At 47.9% G+C, this 15,447-nt stretch carries 12 protein-coding genes; 5 read left to right on the top strand and 7 right to left on the bottom strand.

All coding sequences use genetic code 11. The annotated features are described in order from the left end of the window. Positions 1-6: 6 nt before the first annotated feature. From KNO71_RS07000 to KNO71_RS06985, 4 genes are read right to left on the bottom strand one after another with little or no spacing between them, the layout of a single operon-like run. Complete coding sequence (locus tag KNO71_RS07000) at positions 7-1,044, bottom strand: type IV pilus twitching motility protein PilT (RefSeq protein ID WP_015881136.1); 1,038 nt, start codon at positions 1,042-1,044, stop codon at positions 7-9. Then, the gene (locus KNO71_RS06995; protein WP_143404754.1) at positions 1,037-2,707 is read right to left on the bottom strand and encodes a GspE/PulE family protein; all 1,671 of its coding nucleotides are present in this window, start codon (positions 2,705-2,707) and stop codon (positions 1,037-1,039) included. The genes KNO71_RS07000 and KNO71_RS06995 overlap by 8 nt, the downstream gene beginning before the upstream one ends. Before the next feature lies 1 nt (position 2,708). After that, positions 2,709-2,999 (bottom strand): hypothetical protein, encoded by a 291-nt coding sequence (locus KNO71_RS06990; RefSeq protein WP_078146549.1) that lies wholly within the window; start codon positions 2,997-2,999, stop codon positions 2,709-2,711. Then, on the bottom strand, positions 2,996-4,216 hold the full coding sequence (locus KNO71_RS06985) for a G5 domain-containing protein (RefSeq protein WP_214687810.1): 1,221 nt from the start codon (positions 4,214-4,216) through the stop codon (positions 2,996-2,998). Before KNO71_RS06985 ends, KNO71_RS06990 begins: the two co-directional genes overlap by 4 nt. Positions 4,217-4,373: 157 nt before the next feature. On the opposite strand from KNO71_RS06985, the gene KNO71_RS06980 reads away from it, so the two are divergent. From KNO71_RS06980 to KNO71_RS06970, 3 genes are read left to right on the top strand one after another with little or no spacing between them, the layout of a single operon-like run. Continuing rightward, complete coding sequence (locus KNO71_RS06980) at positions 4,374-4,829, top strand: type IV pilus modification PilV family protein (protein WP_078146547.1); 456 nt, start codon at positions 4,374-4,376, stop codon at positions 4,827-4,829. Beyond that, positions 4,777-5,340, top strand: a complete 564-nt coding sequence (locus KNO71_RS06975; RefSeq protein ID WP_230872789.1) for a prepilin-type N-terminal cleavage/methylation domain-containing protein — start codon at positions 4,777-4,779, stop codon at positions 5,338-5,340. Before KNO71_RS06980 ends, KNO71_RS06975 begins: the two co-directional genes overlap by 53 nt. Before the next feature lie 16 nt (positions 5,341-5,356). Next, complete coding sequence (locus KNO71_RS06970; protein WP_214687809.1) at positions 5,357-7,006, top strand: hypothetical protein; 1,650 nt, start codon at positions 5,357-5,359, stop codon at positions 7,004-7,006. A gap of 46 nt (positions 7,007-7,052) precedes the next feature. On the opposite strand, the gene KNO71_RS06965 is transcribed toward KNO71_RS06970, so the two are convergent. The 3 genes from KNO71_RS06965 to KNO71_RS06955 form a co-directional block, all read right to left on the bottom strand. Continuing rightward, entirely contained in the window at positions 7,053-7,694 is a 642-nt protein-coding gene (locus tag KNO71_RS06965) for an ankyrin repeat domain-containing protein (RefSeq protein WP_214687808.1), read from the bottom strand. Between the two features lie 25 nt (positions 7,695-7,719). Further along, positions 7,720-11,481 (bottom strand): DUF5057 domain-containing protein, encoded by a 3,762-nt coding sequence (locus KNO71_RS06960; protein ID WP_214687807.1) that lies wholly within the window; start codon positions 11,479-11,481, stop codon positions 7,720-7,722. A 92-nt stretch (positions 11,482-11,573) separates the two neighbouring features. Continuing rightward, positions 11,574-12,776, bottom strand: coding sequence for a bifunctional folylpolyglutamate synthase/dihydrofolate synthase (locus KNO71_RS06955; RefSeq protein ID WP_214684733.1), 1,203 nt, complete (start codon positions 12,774-12,776; stop codon positions 11,574-11,576). A gap of 109 nt (positions 12,777-12,885) precedes the next feature. On the opposite strand from KNO71_RS06955, the gene KNO71_RS06950 reads away from it, so the two are divergent. Next, entirely contained in the window at positions 12,886-14,322 is a 1,437-nt protein-coding gene (locus KNO71_RS06950; RefSeq protein WP_214687806.1) for a protein adenylyltransferase SelO, read from the top strand. A gap of 91 nt (positions 14,323-14,413) precedes the next feature. Then, on the top strand, positions 14,414-14,869 hold the full coding sequence (locus tag KNO71_RS06945; RefSeq protein ID WP_214687805.1) for an ASCH domain-containing protein: 456 nt from the start codon (positions 14,414-14,416) through the stop codon (positions 14,867-14,869). Positions 14,870-15,447 lie beyond the last annotated feature (578 nt).

The raw sequence follows: 15,447 nt of genomic DNA, 5'->3' as shown, positions 1-15,447 counted from the left end.
CACTCATCACCTCATCTCTTCTGTCGGAACGGCGTTTGGATTGATGATCCCTTGCCGAACGAGTTGTTCGATGGCGGCATCCATCGACTGCATCCCGTGCTGGCGACTCGTCTGGATGACGGTCGGCAACTGGAACTCTTTTTCATTTCGAATCAAGTTGGCAACAGCCGGATTCCCCAACATGATTTCCATGGCGGCGACGCGTCCTTTCGGCACATCAATCCGTGGAAATAACCGTTGACTCACGACGCCAAGCAGGACGTTGGCGAGTTGTGTCCGGATTTGGTCCTGTTGCTCAGCTGGGAACGCGTCGATGATTCGACTCACCGTCGACATCGCACTCGACGTATGGAGCGTTGCCATGACGAGGTGCCCCGTCTCTGCGGCGGTCATCGCCGTCGAAATCGTTTCTAAGTCCCGCATCTCCCCAAGCAGAATGACGTCTGGGTCTTGCCGTAAGGCAGCCCGTAGACCACTCACAAATTTCATGACGTCAGAGCCGATTTCCCGTTGGTCGACAATACTCTGGTCGTGGGAATGCAAATACTCGATCGGATCTTCTAGCGTGATGATCCGCTTTCGCTGCGTGCGGTTAATCTCATGAATCATCGCGGCAAGCGTCGTCGATTTCCCTGACCCTGTCGGACCCGTGACCAAGATGAGACCATGCGGTTTTTCAATCAAACGCTTCAACACAGTCGGCAAATTGAGTTCATTCAACGTCGGGATTTCCCCGGAAATGGACCGGAATGCGATGGCAATCGTGCCTCGTTGATAGTAGGCGTTGACCCGAAAACGGGAAACACGTGGGACACCGAACGAGAAATCGAGATCCCGATCATGCTCGAGACGTTCGCGCATATCATCGGTCATAATTTCTTTTAAATATCCTTCAAGATGGTGCGGTAATACCTTCTCCTCGCCCATCGTAATGAGACTCCCATCTACTCGAATAATCGGTGGGGAACCGGCTGTCAGGTGAATGTCCGAGGCACGTTTCTCGACCGCATTCGTCAAGATGGTTTCAATCGATTGATTAATCATAAGCATTCTCCGTAATGACCGTTCGTAATATTTCTTCTGTCGTCGTCAGACCGGCGGCGACTTTTTCTAACCCGTCCGCAAGCAGGAATGTCGCTCCTTGCGACTTCGCATAATCGACCATCTCAGACTCGGTCGCCTGGTTCATGATCATCCGGCGCAAGCCTTCATCGATTGGGACGACTTCGTGAATGGCGAGGCGCCCACGATACCCTGTGAAGTTGCATGACGAGCATCCTTTTCCCCGAACGATGTGGTCGATGTGTACACCCTCTGCGTCGAACAGGCTACGTTCGCTCTTCGATACCGGTTCGACTTGACCACAGTCACGACAGACGCGACGGACGAGTCGTTGTGCCACAAGTCCCGTCGTCGAAGCGGCGACAAGGAACGGCTCGACCCCCATATCGACGAGACGGGTGATGGAGCTGATCGCTGAATTCGTATGTAGCGTTGACAAAACAAGGTGACCCGTGAGCGAGGCACGAATGGCAATCTCAGCCGTCTCCGTGTCCCGAATCTCTCCGACCATGACGATGTTCGGGTCTTGACGTAAAATTGAACGAAGCCCTGACGCGAACGTCAAGCCGACTTTCGAGTTGACCTGAACCTGGTTGATGCCGTCAAGTTGATACTCGACTGGGTCTTCTACCGTAATGATGTTTTTCGTCTCATCATTCAGTTCTTTCAACGAAGCGTACAATGTCGACGACTTCCCTGAACCGGTCGGACCGGTGATCAAGATAATTCCGTTCGGACGTTTCAGCATGTCACGGTACGCCTGTTCGTTTCGCTCGCCGAATCCGAGTTTCGTCAAATCGGTCAGTCCTTGAGATGAGTCGAGGACCCGAATAACGATTTTCTCTCCATACATCGTCGGGAGCGTCGAGACGCGGAAATCATAGGCGCGATTGCGCAATGTGTACTTGATTCGCCCATCTTGTGGTAGGCGACTTTCTGTGATGTCGAGGTTACTCATGACTTTGAGACGCGTCAGCATGACGCTTTGAATCTTCTTCGGATAGACCGTCTCGGTACGCAAGTCCCCATCAATCCGAAAACGGACGTGGAGCTGTTTCTCATGCGGATCGAAATGGATGTCCGAAGCGCGTTGGTCGATGGCACTTAAGAACAACTGGTTCACGAGTCGAATAATCGGTGCATCGTCTCGACTGATTGTTTCCTGTCGCTCGATCTCCGGGGCATCCTCTTTCAAAATTTCGACGAGCGAATGGTCCATCTCATAGTATCGACTGATCGTCTTTCGAATCTGTTCTCTCGTCGCGATGCCGATTTCGATGTTCATCCCGGTCTGAAGACGGACGTCATCGATGGCAATGAGATCGAGTGGGTCGGCTGTTGCGACATGAAGCGTATTCCCGTTCAATTCAAATGGCATGATATCGTGCTTTTGTGCCAATGCTTTCGGTACGAGCTTCGTGACCGTCACATTGATGTCATAGGAGTACAACTCAATGATCGGCACATGCAACTGTTCGTGAATCATTTGAATCAACTGTGTCTCGGTAATATGGTTTAGTCGAATTAAGGCGTCCCCTAGTTTTTCTCCGGGACGCTTCTGTTCAAGCGCTTCATCGAGCTGATTCGTCGTAATAAGCGCAGCCTCGATCAGCATCTCACCTAATCTTCGTTTCGTTCGTCTCACGTTACTTCACCATCCTTTGAGGAGCCTCCTCCTGCTCGGCCTTGTCATTCCGTTCTTCGACAAAGACGCTCGCAGCCACCCCTCCAATCAACAATACAACGAGAACCAACCATGCCCACCATGTTTGTACGAGTGATTCCTCTACCATCACGTAGACGCCGCTAGATAAGAGTGCCGTCCATAGACTGATGACAAGTTTCGTTTCACGTTTTCGCATCATCGGAACGGATAAGGCGAACAGCGTCAATGTGGCGAGTACCCAAAAGCCGAGTAAAATCAAATAGCCAATCATCCGACTGCCTCCTCTTCTGCAGGTTCTTCTTCTAATACTGGCGGTTCTGCCTCAAACGGGTCGTCGTTCGAATCATTCGGGAACGGGTCTTCTTCTTCCTCGTCCTCATCCGGGAATGTCGGAATGACCGGTTCGACCGGATCTGGTGGCGGAAGCGGCACGGAACTCTTCGTCACGATTTCCGGTGTTGGGGCATAAAAATCAAACCCGAGTAATTCCATCGTCTCTCCTTCTTCAGTCACTGTGACCCGGTAGAGCTTACCTGACTGTCCATCTTGACCTGACTGGGTGACCGATGAACTGCCAGATGGGAGCGATGATGAGAAACGGACGACTTTTTGATGCGGTACCGTCTTCACTTCTTCCACTCTCGCCTCGAAAGCGGTGTCAAACGGTTGCCCGAGCAATTGGACCGTCACAGAACCCCCTTCATTCAAGACGAGGATGGCGTACGATGTGTCTTCTCGGTTTTGAACAGCAAAGTTTGAACGCTCATCGACTTTCGTGTCATAGCCCAGTTCCACCCCGGAAGGAAGTGTTTCATGCGGCACACGTTCAAGAATGGCGAACGGTGTCGCCGCAAACATGCGGTAGAACGAAGACCCGAGTGTCGTGAGCGCCTCGTAATCTTCTCCGAACGATTTAAGACTGAAGATGTCGCCCGCCGCCATCTCGAATCCGTTCATTCGATCAAGTGCTGACTGCATGGCTGGTGTCGGGCTCACGGTGAACGAGGCGACGACCTCGCTTTCCGCCGCGACTTGCTCTAATGTCACAGATGACTCCAACATTGATGCGGCATCCATCAACGCCGGGGCAATCATCGTCAACGTCACAGGCTGACCTTCGAGATAAGGCTCGACTTTCGTTTCATCTACAGATGTCAATAGAGGATAGGCACCTGTATCTTTGATGGAGTCTAACGTATTCGATACATCGAACGTCACGACCTCTTTGCCAACCTCCATGACCGTCCCATCCATCAAATTGATTGAAAAGGGTGCCGTATTAAAGTCTTTAATCGCATTATCGAGACGAACGTTCGCTTCTTCTTTCGTCATCCCTGATACGTCGACACCCGCGACCGTCGTGTCTTTTTTATATGTAGCACTCGACTCAGCGGACGCGTCTAAATAATTGACGAGTCCGATCGTCGGTAATGTCACGAGTACGACGAGTCCAATCAAAATGAAAAGATGCATCCCATACCGCTTCATGTAAAATCCCCCCGTGTCTAATCCGACTTCTATTCTATATATCCGTTCAGCGTATAACTTTAGTATAATATGTATTGTACAAAAAATAACATTTAATTCAGTATTGCATACGTTATTTTCCGATTGTTTTACTTTTTTTGAATAGGAGGTCAATGTCTTGTCGCATGCCGAAAAAGGTTTTACGCTCGTCGAAGTGCTCGTCTCCATCGTTGTTCTTTCCATTGTCTCATTTTCTTTACTTTCGATTTTCAGCCAAAGTTTGAAGACGACACACGACAGCCTCAATCAAACGATTGCGAACCAAGTCGCGCAAAACACGTTACATACTTTAAATCGACGGGCCGCGTCCGTTGATGAACCGCTCGAACTGCGTCAATTGTTGAATCGGGACGGGATCAGCTCGACGTGCGACTTCTGCGAAGATACCCGAATCCATGGGGATACGTATATCGCAACCATTCAAATGCTGTCCACTGCACCCGGACATACCATTGAAGTTGAAATTTCGGTGACGACCGACCGTTTGCAAACGCCCGTCACCTTGAAAGGAGTCATTTCGAATGCGACATTGCGCGAACCGTTCCCTGAAACGGCTGTCCCGACAACTGACTGAGATGGAGAAACGTGAAGACGGCTTCACGCTCGTCGAGTTGCTCGTCACAGTCGTCGTCGCTTCGATTTTAAGTGGCGTCATCATTACGGCCTTTATCACTGGAACGCTCGGTTTTCAAATGACGAACGAGACGAGTGACCTTCGAAGCGAGGCCGACTATTTGATTGCCTCCGTGCTCTCTGACGTGAACCGGACCGAATTCGACGCCGTGACGGAAGTGGACGGCTCGTTTCAATTTTATCGATTGTCCGCTCCAGACATATCGGAAGCCGGAATGATTTACCGGGAGGCGGGATACGTCCCGACCGACTTGGTTCTCTCAGAGGATTCGTTTACGCCTTCTAATCCACAAATCACAGTCGAACGGATGACCATCCAGTTAAAAGATCCCGTGTTCGATCCGAGACGCCCGACTTACATGACCGGTGGACTCATCGAAATCGAGATGGATTTGACTCAGTCGAACGATCCCGATTCTGTTACGACATTTGAAAGCTCCATCCCATTCTAAGAAAGGAGGCATCCTGATGCGAAAACGTGAAGACGGATATGTTCTCGTGCTTGTTCTCGTGACGATGGCAGCCCTCGCTGTTCTGTCACTTGCGGCCATGCAAGTCAACTTGGCGACGAATAAATTGACCGTTATCCGTACAGAAGATACTCAACTGAATGAAGATGCGAAAAGCGCACTTCGCCTCATCGCCGATGAGGTTCGGACCCAGTTCCCGCTCCATGGAGAAGCGGAAGTCCCGACCCATATGGAGTCGGAAGTGGCATTTCAAACTGCAGTACAATCGCTACTTGTCAGTGACGAGCCGTTTACGGATTTGACGACAGACAGCGAGGTCCGCTATTCCATTGATTTGAAGAAAGATGCGATGGATACGACGATTCAAACGGCACCGTTCACGACGATTCTCCAAGTGAACGTTACGGCATCGCGACAAGTGAATCCGGAACAACCGGAGCTTACCGTTGAATACACACAAGATTTATATTTGACGGCTCTCCCTTCCTTTTTATACTACGTCCTCGGGTCCGACCAACAGTTAGACGTAAACGGCATGCCGACGATTCAAGGAAATATCTATTCAGGTGGTCCCCTCGCTTTCATGCGCCAAGCGAACTTCCAATTGGATGGTGTGGCGAAGCAAATTGAAAATGTCGATTCCAGTCGCCTTCACTTGAATGGCCGAATCGATTTAGTCGAATTGAGCGATTGCTTGAGTTGCCAGCAAGAGAACTACTTTACAGTAGGTACGGAACAAGCTGGCGAAAAGGCGGACGCCGGGGTGTCCCCGAGTCGCTTTTCTCCATTCCAATACGACTACTCAATCATCGAATTTTTAAATCGACGACTCGACACACCGCTCGCCTACACCAATAACGTCGACTCAAAAATCTTTGGAGAAGGTCTGATTCGCTCGACCGATCAAGTATTCGAACTCGAAAGGGTTTTATCGGAAGATGGGACCTCGATTATCGAACGCCCGACTTCGTACTTACGGGCGGATGCTTATAACGCACTCACCGACCCGACCATCGTGACATTACCGGATGCCATTTCCGACCGTGCCATGTATGTCACGGAATCCATCACCGAGTCGAATGCCCCGCTCCTTTTTGACGGCGACGTCGTCATTGAATCCCTTGAGAAGCTGACGATTGCACGGCCCCTGATCGTACGTGGTGACTTGACTATTAAAGGGAACGTCTCCTTCAGTTCGACGGTCTACACGCTCGGCGATACGTTCATCGACCGAGCCAATATTCTTCCGATTGATGCAGACAAAGGGAACTCGCTCATTCTGTTATCTAAAGGAAAGATCCTGTTAAACCGAATCAACGAGTTTGACGACACACCGACGACGCTCCAGGCATTCATGTATAGTGACTCGAACGAACCGACCTATGTGTATGCGGTCGGATCCATTCTCGAAGTCAACGGAGGTCTGTATAGTAAGGGACCACTTGAAGTGAACGTCTTCAGAGGGGAATTTACTGGGGGCAACGGCTTAAGTCCAGCTGAGAACTTCGACCGTCAAGTTCCAGCTCACGAGGCCGAAAAGTCTCGATTGAAACTGACTTATAACGATTCCGTGTTCAATCAATTGGAAACACTCCCTGTCACGAATCAACTGCAATTCTTCGTCAGTCACCCTGTTCAATTGAAATGAATTCAAAAAATCGGCTTCCTCTCTGATTGAGAAGAAGCCGTTTTTTTTAGTTCCCCATCTTTAGAATGAGGTCCGAGTTGTAGTCTTTGGCCGTCTGTTCCATTTCCTTTGTCCATTGCGCGCCGTTGTCGAGAAGCAGTTGCGTTAACTCGACTTGATTGTGACGAACAGGCTGCAATAACACCGATTCGGTATCTTGAATCGTATAGCCTTGCCCGAGGAGTTCTTTGACCGCATCGAGATTCAACGAGTCGACCGCAATCCCAAGGAGTCGTTCGTCTTCAACGTAACGCATCGCCAGCTTCCATTGATCCGGACTGCCGTTCGCACTGAACAATGGTGTGATGACGGGCATCCCTTCCACTTCTTCAAATGGGTCAAGTCCTTGTTCGAAGTATGCTTCAATCACGTCTAGAGGTGCGAACGTCACTGCCGTGGCGAATTGCTCGGCTGTCGGCACAACTTTTTTGTCTTCTAGAACAAGTCGGACGGCCTCCCATTCTTCCCTTGCCTGTAAATCTGTCAATTCTTCTTCTGTCACCGAAGAGCGTTGACTCACTTCTTTTACTAAATCGTCACCGGATAACTGCGAGAGCTCGGGTTGGGATTGACTCCAGTACAGGAGCCCTCCCAATCCGATGACGAGAATCAATCCGGTGATGCCAATCATTATTCGCTTGCGATTCATCATTCGCCAACTTTCTGCCATTCACTTAATAACGGTCATCATCCTGTCCCGAGGCATTCGTTTGGATGATGCGTACATAAAACGTATCCTTCACGGCTTCAAACGGTTTTCCAGCCGGAAGCGTCGTGTAGACTTCCACTTTCGCCACACCCGGTTTCACTGGAATCAACTCTTTTCCTGATCCACTCACTTGAACATATTCTTCGCCGGATACAATCTCCATGCGATAGTCACGCCAAGTCGAAGTCGTAGGCCAGTACTCAAGAAGAGGTAGTCGTGGTGCCGTCCCTTCACCAATATTGATTGTCATGTCTTTTGACATCAATTGGTTCGGGTATTCGTTGACACGGACAATCGACGTGTTCGAACGAATGTTTCGTAACGCATTGTCATCGAATGTCGTCTGAATCAGAATGTCTGTCACGACACCATTAGTTCCGTAGCCATGGTTGGCACGTAATTCATATCCTGTCGCACTTTGTGTCACCGTTAGAGCAGATGGGATGGACCCGATTCGTTCAAACGGAATGGATACGGTTGGTGTTGAGGTCACTTGAATCGAGGCGACTTCATTTACACGTTTTTCTTCATCCAAACTATCCCATACCCAAAGGTCGAGTTGGCTCGGCGTTTGGCTCAAGGATGGTGCCTTGACTTGGATGGTAAAGACGGTGCTCGGAGTAGCGATATTTAAGCCACCGAAGAGGTCACCGACATCCACAGTCGCCTTAAACTGAGTCGTACCTGGTTTCAGTCCAATGATGTTCAAGTTGTTTCCAACTTGTTCAAACTTCACACTATCCCCGGATTCGACGACATAGCGAACCGACTTGTATTGAGCCGTTTCGGGCATGACTTTTGGTGTGACGGTAGTCGTTTGACCGACATATAGCTCTGTCGACGGGATGGCGAGTTGCTCAGGCGGACTGATGACATTGACTTTCGACTCAGCTATGACAAGAGGTTTCTTATCGCCCGGATCGATTGTCAATCGCAATTTCGCAGTTCCTGTTTTCAAACCGGTCACAATCGCATTGTTTCCTTGGGTGACGAGTTTCGCAACACCGTTCGCATCAACGATTTCCCACTTCAAGCTTTTCCATTTCGGGTTCGTAAAGGTGTTGCCTTTCGCATCCGTGATGGTCGGACTCACAATCTGCTGTGCCCCAATTTGTAACGTGACGTCAGGAATCTTCGCTTCGTACGCGTACGGCGCCCCGATATTGATCAGCAAGTCTGGGAATGACGATTGAACCTCTAGTTCCTTATCCCAGTCATTATGCTTATCTAAAATGTGATCACGCTTCTTCGAATACTCAATCAACGTCGTTAATTGGTTATCCGCTTTTTTCAATTGGATGAGTGAAGCAGAAGGCTCGATGGCTCGAACGACTACTTCAAACTTCACGGTTCGATTTCCACTATCGTTCGGGAGGAAAATGTTCGTGTTCCCGTTTCGTTCGTAGTACAAGTCTGGTTTCAGCTGTAACTTGATTTCATTCGGGTTGGTGACAGGATATTCATTTCCATTCGCATCACGAATCGCCACCACTTCGAGTTGGCTTGGTAGTTTTTCTGTGAAGGTCGTTAAATCCACTCGTAAAAACTTATCGCCCAACTGATTCGGTAATCGGTCGAAACGTTCCGGATATTGAATTTGATAGTGAATCGTTCCCGTTTCGTATAAGTTGATCGTCGACGGGTCAATCGACCGGGACACTTGAATCAAGTCGGAAACATTCTCCGCACGTTTGACGTTGATGGTGAACGTATCACTCACCTTCGCATTCCGTTGATCGGACGTCTCGATCTTCACTTCAATCGGTCGGTCTGCGACAACATCCGCTGCCGGAATCGTAAACTCTTTGACTTCGTAGTTACGTAAGTTTTCGAATGCGACCTGTTTGCCGTTATATGTGATGGTTGAATTGAGGAACAAGTCTTGGAAATCATAGTCGCTCGGTCGCCACATCAATTTAACGTCTTGTCCAGCAGTCACTTCAACAGTCCCGGCTTTTAAATCAGCAGAGGTATAGGACTGGTTTGAATCACTGACGGACTCAATCACGTTGTAAGGTTTATGATTCGCCCCGATAAAGGCGCGATACATCGTATTGATGAAGATTTTTTTCTCATCTTCTACTGAGAACTTGTTCGTGTGCCCTGCACCGGAGTAGGTGAAGTTGTTTTTTGTATACGTGTAGTAATGGTTGCTTGCATCTCCGTAAGAACGCTTATTGTTATTATTACTATTGTCAGCAGATAAGTTATACCAAGGTGTCACTTCAGGGTCATTCAAATCAAGCGTAAAGTATTGGTTGTGTGTTGTAGAAATAGCTTTTGGCGCATCATCTAACACATATGGGTAGGAAGTAAAAATTCCGTCCTGCACCTTTTCAATCACTTTCGTTGGCTGTGGTGCACCATATCCTATATTTGTATAAATTCGTTGCCCTGAAATATTTTGTGCGGAATCTGCATTGACAAATTGACGTTCCCATTCTGAAGTGGCCGAGTTCCCACCACCAGATCTAAATATCGTGTCATGAGTCAACATAACGCCTTGTCCTGTTTCTGAAAACGATTTGACTTTAGACGTTGCAGCAACATTCATGCTACCTTGTGTGTTATATGAATCCTGAAATCCAAAAATCAGCATATCATATGTGTTGTTATTCAATCCTTGATCAAATTTCCCTGATTGAAATTCACTAGTCGTACCATTGTTTAATGTAAATTGATATTGACCATTCCCGTCTGTCAACATATTTGATAAGTGGTCAGATATTTTACCATTACTCGTTGTTCCCGCAGTTAATTGTAAAATATTCGCTTCTACTTTTTGATCGATATAGAGAAACGTTCCTTTTTTATAATCTTTACGTCCCGTGACTGTATCTTTAGCAACAATCATCCAATTTTTCGGACCGGTATACGTAGGTCGAGACAAGAAAAACTCGAGTTGAGTCGTTGAGCTTGCAATCACTTCTCTCACTTTATCTTCAGCATCAAAGCGATCATTATGATTAAAATCAATATACAATTCGACAATCGTACTTGAAGTTGGTGGATTTACAAACTGATAGTTAAATTGGAAAGGTTTTCGGTCATTGTTTTTAATCTGTACCGTTTGATTTACAAGTGGCTGTCGATTATATGTCACTTCTACATTCGATAATAACGGGCGAATGCTCTTAAGATTAATCAACTGATTAATGATTGCCTGATCAGTTTCAAATTGTTTCACATTCGTGAATTCTTTTAGTGTAGATAATTGTTTCACGTTTTTACTACCAAGCGTGACGTCTTTATGAAAATATACTGGCAATCCAGTTTTCACATAAAAATCTGTAATTTCACCTAACTTTAAATCGGTTAAATCATTTAAAATTTTTGTGGTATCGTGCTCTGCACTTCGATTTGATGTCGATTTGATTTTATTCACGTCATCAAGCGCTTCTTGATATTTCTTTTCAAGAGGACTGCTTCCCAACACAATCGCATCGTAAGCCCCATCCATTGGGAAACGAGTCGCATTGAATTGCTTGACCGTCATAAAGTCAATCTCAAGCTTGTTCAAGCTGTTTAAATCACTTACGAGTGTCTTTTTATATGATTCAATCGCCGTATCTAAAGCCTTTTGAGTCAATACATTGCTTGCTGTATACGCATCTCTTAAATACAATACTTTATATTTCGGTAATTCTTGTGCCTCTACGAACTTACTTTGAGGGACGAACGAAAGTAGTAAAATGAAGATTATGGCCACATGCATGAGTTTACGCAATGTATAGTCCTCCCTATTTTTAGTCTTCACTACTAATTATCCCACCCACTTGAAAAAATATACATCTATTTCTTTGACATCAGGTAAATGTTTTAGCTTAGGAAACGTCTCACTTCACTGATGAAATAAAGGGACCCTGTCACAATCAACGTCTCACTCGTCGGTGCTTCCATCCAATCGCTTAGCCATTCTTTCCATTCAACGAAGCGTGCCCCATCTTTTAAAAGCTGATCTCTCGTTCTCGCACGAGGAAAATCAAACGTTGTCTCGTACACGTCGCCAATCTCTTGAAGCGCGTGAATCATCGTGTCACGGTCTTTATCTTCTAAAATCGCCGTCAACACCGTCACATCTTTCTCTTGTTTGGCTTGCAATACTAACGCCTCGATGCCTTCTTGATTGTGTGCCCCATCTAGAATGATACGCGGTCGTTTCGATACCAGTTCGTATCGACCCGGATGTTGTGCTCGCTCGAGCCCTCTTCGGATTGCGTCATCACTCCAGCCGAGGTGACGCGCAACCGCCACGGCGCACGCCCCGTTGTATGCTTGATGATGCCCCGTCAAGCCGAGCACGACAGATGGCGTATCCTCATACGTCACGACGGTCTCTGCCCCGTCCACAATCTTCTTCACGATTGGACGAACATCTTGAATGGAAGAACCTAAATCGTCCCCTCTTTGATGCAATAACTCAATCAACGATTTCTTCTCGATACTGTGGAACATCGGCACGCCACGTTTCATGATGCCGTACTTTTCCAGCGCAATCTCTTCAAGCGTATCGCCGAGAATCCCTTGATGGTCATGCCCGATAGACGTGACGATTGTCGCGAGTGGCTGCTTCAACACGTTCGTCGAATCGAGGCGACCCCCGAGACCGACTTCCCAAATAATCAAGTCTGGACGTGCGTCATCAAAATAGCACCATGCCATCATCGTCAAGAGCTCGAACTCCGTCAACGTCTCTGGCGCATCGTCCGCACACGCTTTGACTTGATTCGCCACGGCGACGAGCGCGTCTTCCGGAATCGGTTCCCCGTTCAACATGATCCGCTCCTCGAACTGAATGATATAAGGGGAGGTAAATGTGCCGACGGATAAGCCGTTCTCCATCGCCATCGCCCGTAAAAACGCGACGGTCGACCCTTTTCCGTTCGTCCCGGCCACATGGATGGATGGGCGTTCTTCTAACCCTAACTGCTCAATTATCCAGCTCATCCGCTCAAGACCCGGTTTGATCCCGAAGCGAAGCTGTCCACTCAACCAATCGAATACATCTTGTCTCGTCTTCATCTTCCACACTCCTACTGTTTACACTTCTGTTTCATCTTATCAAAATTCACGACAGCCGTTATGGAAAACAGTCTGTGCTATACTCGAAGCGAAGAAGGAGGCATGCGCCATGACAACTGACTGGAACTTCGAGGCGACGTACCTCGAACTACGTGACATCTTTTACGACCGTGGACCGATCCATCCGGTCGACAACCCGACACTCGTCTTGTTTAACGATTCATTAGCCGCTTCGCTCGGCCTTGATGCGCAAACACTCAAACAAGACATCGCCTTACTTGCCGGCAATCGTCAAACCGAGACGTCTTTCTCTCAAGCTTATGCCGGACACCAATTCGGCAACTTGACGATGCTCGGGGACGGACGCGCCCTCATGCTCGGAGAACATGTGACTCCGAACGGGAAACGTGTCGATGTGCAACTGAAGGGTTCTGGACCGACAGAATATTCTAGAGGGGGTGACGGACGTGCCGCACTCGGGCCGATGGTACGCGAGTTCATCATCAGCGAGGCGATGCACGCTCTCGGCATCCCGACGAACCGGGCGCTCGCCGTCGTTCAGACAGGGGAAGCCATCATGCGTCAAGGTCCGAAGCATGGAGCGATCCTGACTCGGGTCGCCTCAAGTCATCTTCGTGTCGGAACATTCCAATTCGCGGCAGGCGCCGGCTCCATCGATGACGTCATCGCTCTTACTGAAATAGCCATCAAACGACACGACCCAGACTTGATCGATGCACCGAATCGCTATGAACAGTTCCTCGGACGCGTCGTCGAAAGACAGGCGAGACTGATTGCCAACTGGCAACTTGTCGGGTTCATTCATGGGGTGATGAATACGGACAATATGTTCATCAGCGGAGAAGGTCTCGATTACGGACCATGCGCGTTCATGGACACGTATCATCCGGAGACGGTCTTCAGTTCGATTGACCGAGACGGACGTTACGCTTATGCGAATCAACCATATATCGGGTCTTGGAACCTCGCCCGACTCGCAGAGACATTGCTTCCGCTCCTTGGCGAAACGAAAGAAGAAGCGGTTGATGTGGCGAACAAGCAACTCACCCGTTATACCGAGTTGTATAAAGAAGCGTACTTTACCGGTCTCGCACATAAGATTGGCTTATTCGTCCGAAAAGATGGTGACGATGAGCTAGCGGATGAATTGCTCCGCTTGATGATGGAGACGGAGGCAGATTATACGAATACGTTCCGCTCGTTGACGCTCGGTGAGATTGAATCGCTCCCATTCGCAACGCGGGAAGACGGGAAGGCGTGGATCGATGCTTGGCAGAAACGTTTGAGCGAACAAGGTCTCCCGGACGAGGACGTCAGTCGAATCATGCGCCAATATAACCCGGCCGTCATTCCTCGAAATCATCATGTCGAAAAAGCGATTCAAGCAGCAGAACGAGGCGACTTCGGCCCGACCGAGGCGCTACTCACGATTTTGCGTGACCCCTATAACTACAATCAACCGTCTGAGTACGTATCAGCAGGTCCACCGCGGACGTATCCGTATCAAACGTTTTGTGGCACGTGAACCATCTCGCTTTTGCGAGATGGTTTTTTGAAACTTCTTTTTATTTCTTACGTAATATGGAGTGCTCTTAATTCGAAAGGAAATGATCATGATGAATGAAATGACACTCGCTTATTGGAATCAATATTGGAAAGATAGTGAAGAGCATCCGCCGACTGATGTCGAAGCGTTTCAATTCGGAGATGATGCCAATACGCTAGCCGAACTGGTCGTCTCTGGAAAGAAAACCGCAACATGTTCCGCACATATACTTTATGATATTGAGAATGAACCACTCCCTTACGTCGGGCAGTACGCAATCGTTCTCAATGCAGCGGATCGACCAGTTGCCATCATTCAAACGACTGAAGTTACGATTCAGGCGATGAATGAGGTATCCGAAGCGTTTGCATTAGCCGAAGGTGAAGGAACATACATCGAATGGTGGGACATCCATGAGCGATTCTTTAGTGAGTTACTTTATTCGTATCAATTGTCGTTTGCACCAAATATGAACATTGTCTGTGAACGATTTACAGTAGTGGATCGATTCAATGCGAAAGAGTGATTGAACGGGAAGATGACATCGAGTGAAGAATAAATTTTTGATAAAGACCCGAGCGTCACTCTCGACGTTCGGGTTTCTCTGTTTCTGCAAATCGATTCATAATAGCTGGTTTAAGATGAAGAGTTGTTAAATACATAGTCTGACTACTAAGTTAGATGATTGGAATCTGATAACGGCCAGGTTACCAGATTTTTCATGCCGTTTTTCTTACTGTAAAGATCTTCATAATCCTATGTTTTTCATAAAAGAAACCGCTTTAACAACAGCTTTTTTCGGGTTTAAGCTCATAAGGAGCAATGTATACATGTAGATTTGTATACTTATGTACCGTTTTCAAAAAATTACTTAGTTAGATCAATGTGGCTCTGAACATTCAGCAAGGACGAAGCAAGAATAGGAACTGATCAACGAGAGGTTGTCGACAAGCAACACAATCTTGATCGCGATCCTTTGTGAGATTGCACAGGTGAACAGAACCTACGACTATCGACGAATTATCATGACAGTCAACCATAGGACGATACCAATATGGACTAACGCATTCAATAAGAAGCGTATCTATCGTTTCATATGGTTCC

The sequence above is a fragment of the Exiguobacterium sp. s163 genome (assembly GCF_018617135.1).
Lineage (GTDB): Bacteria > Bacillota > Bacilli > Exiguobacteriales > Exiguobacteriaceae > Exiguobacterium > Exiguobacterium profundum.
This window is presented reverse-complemented; position numbering and strand designations above follow the sequence as displayed.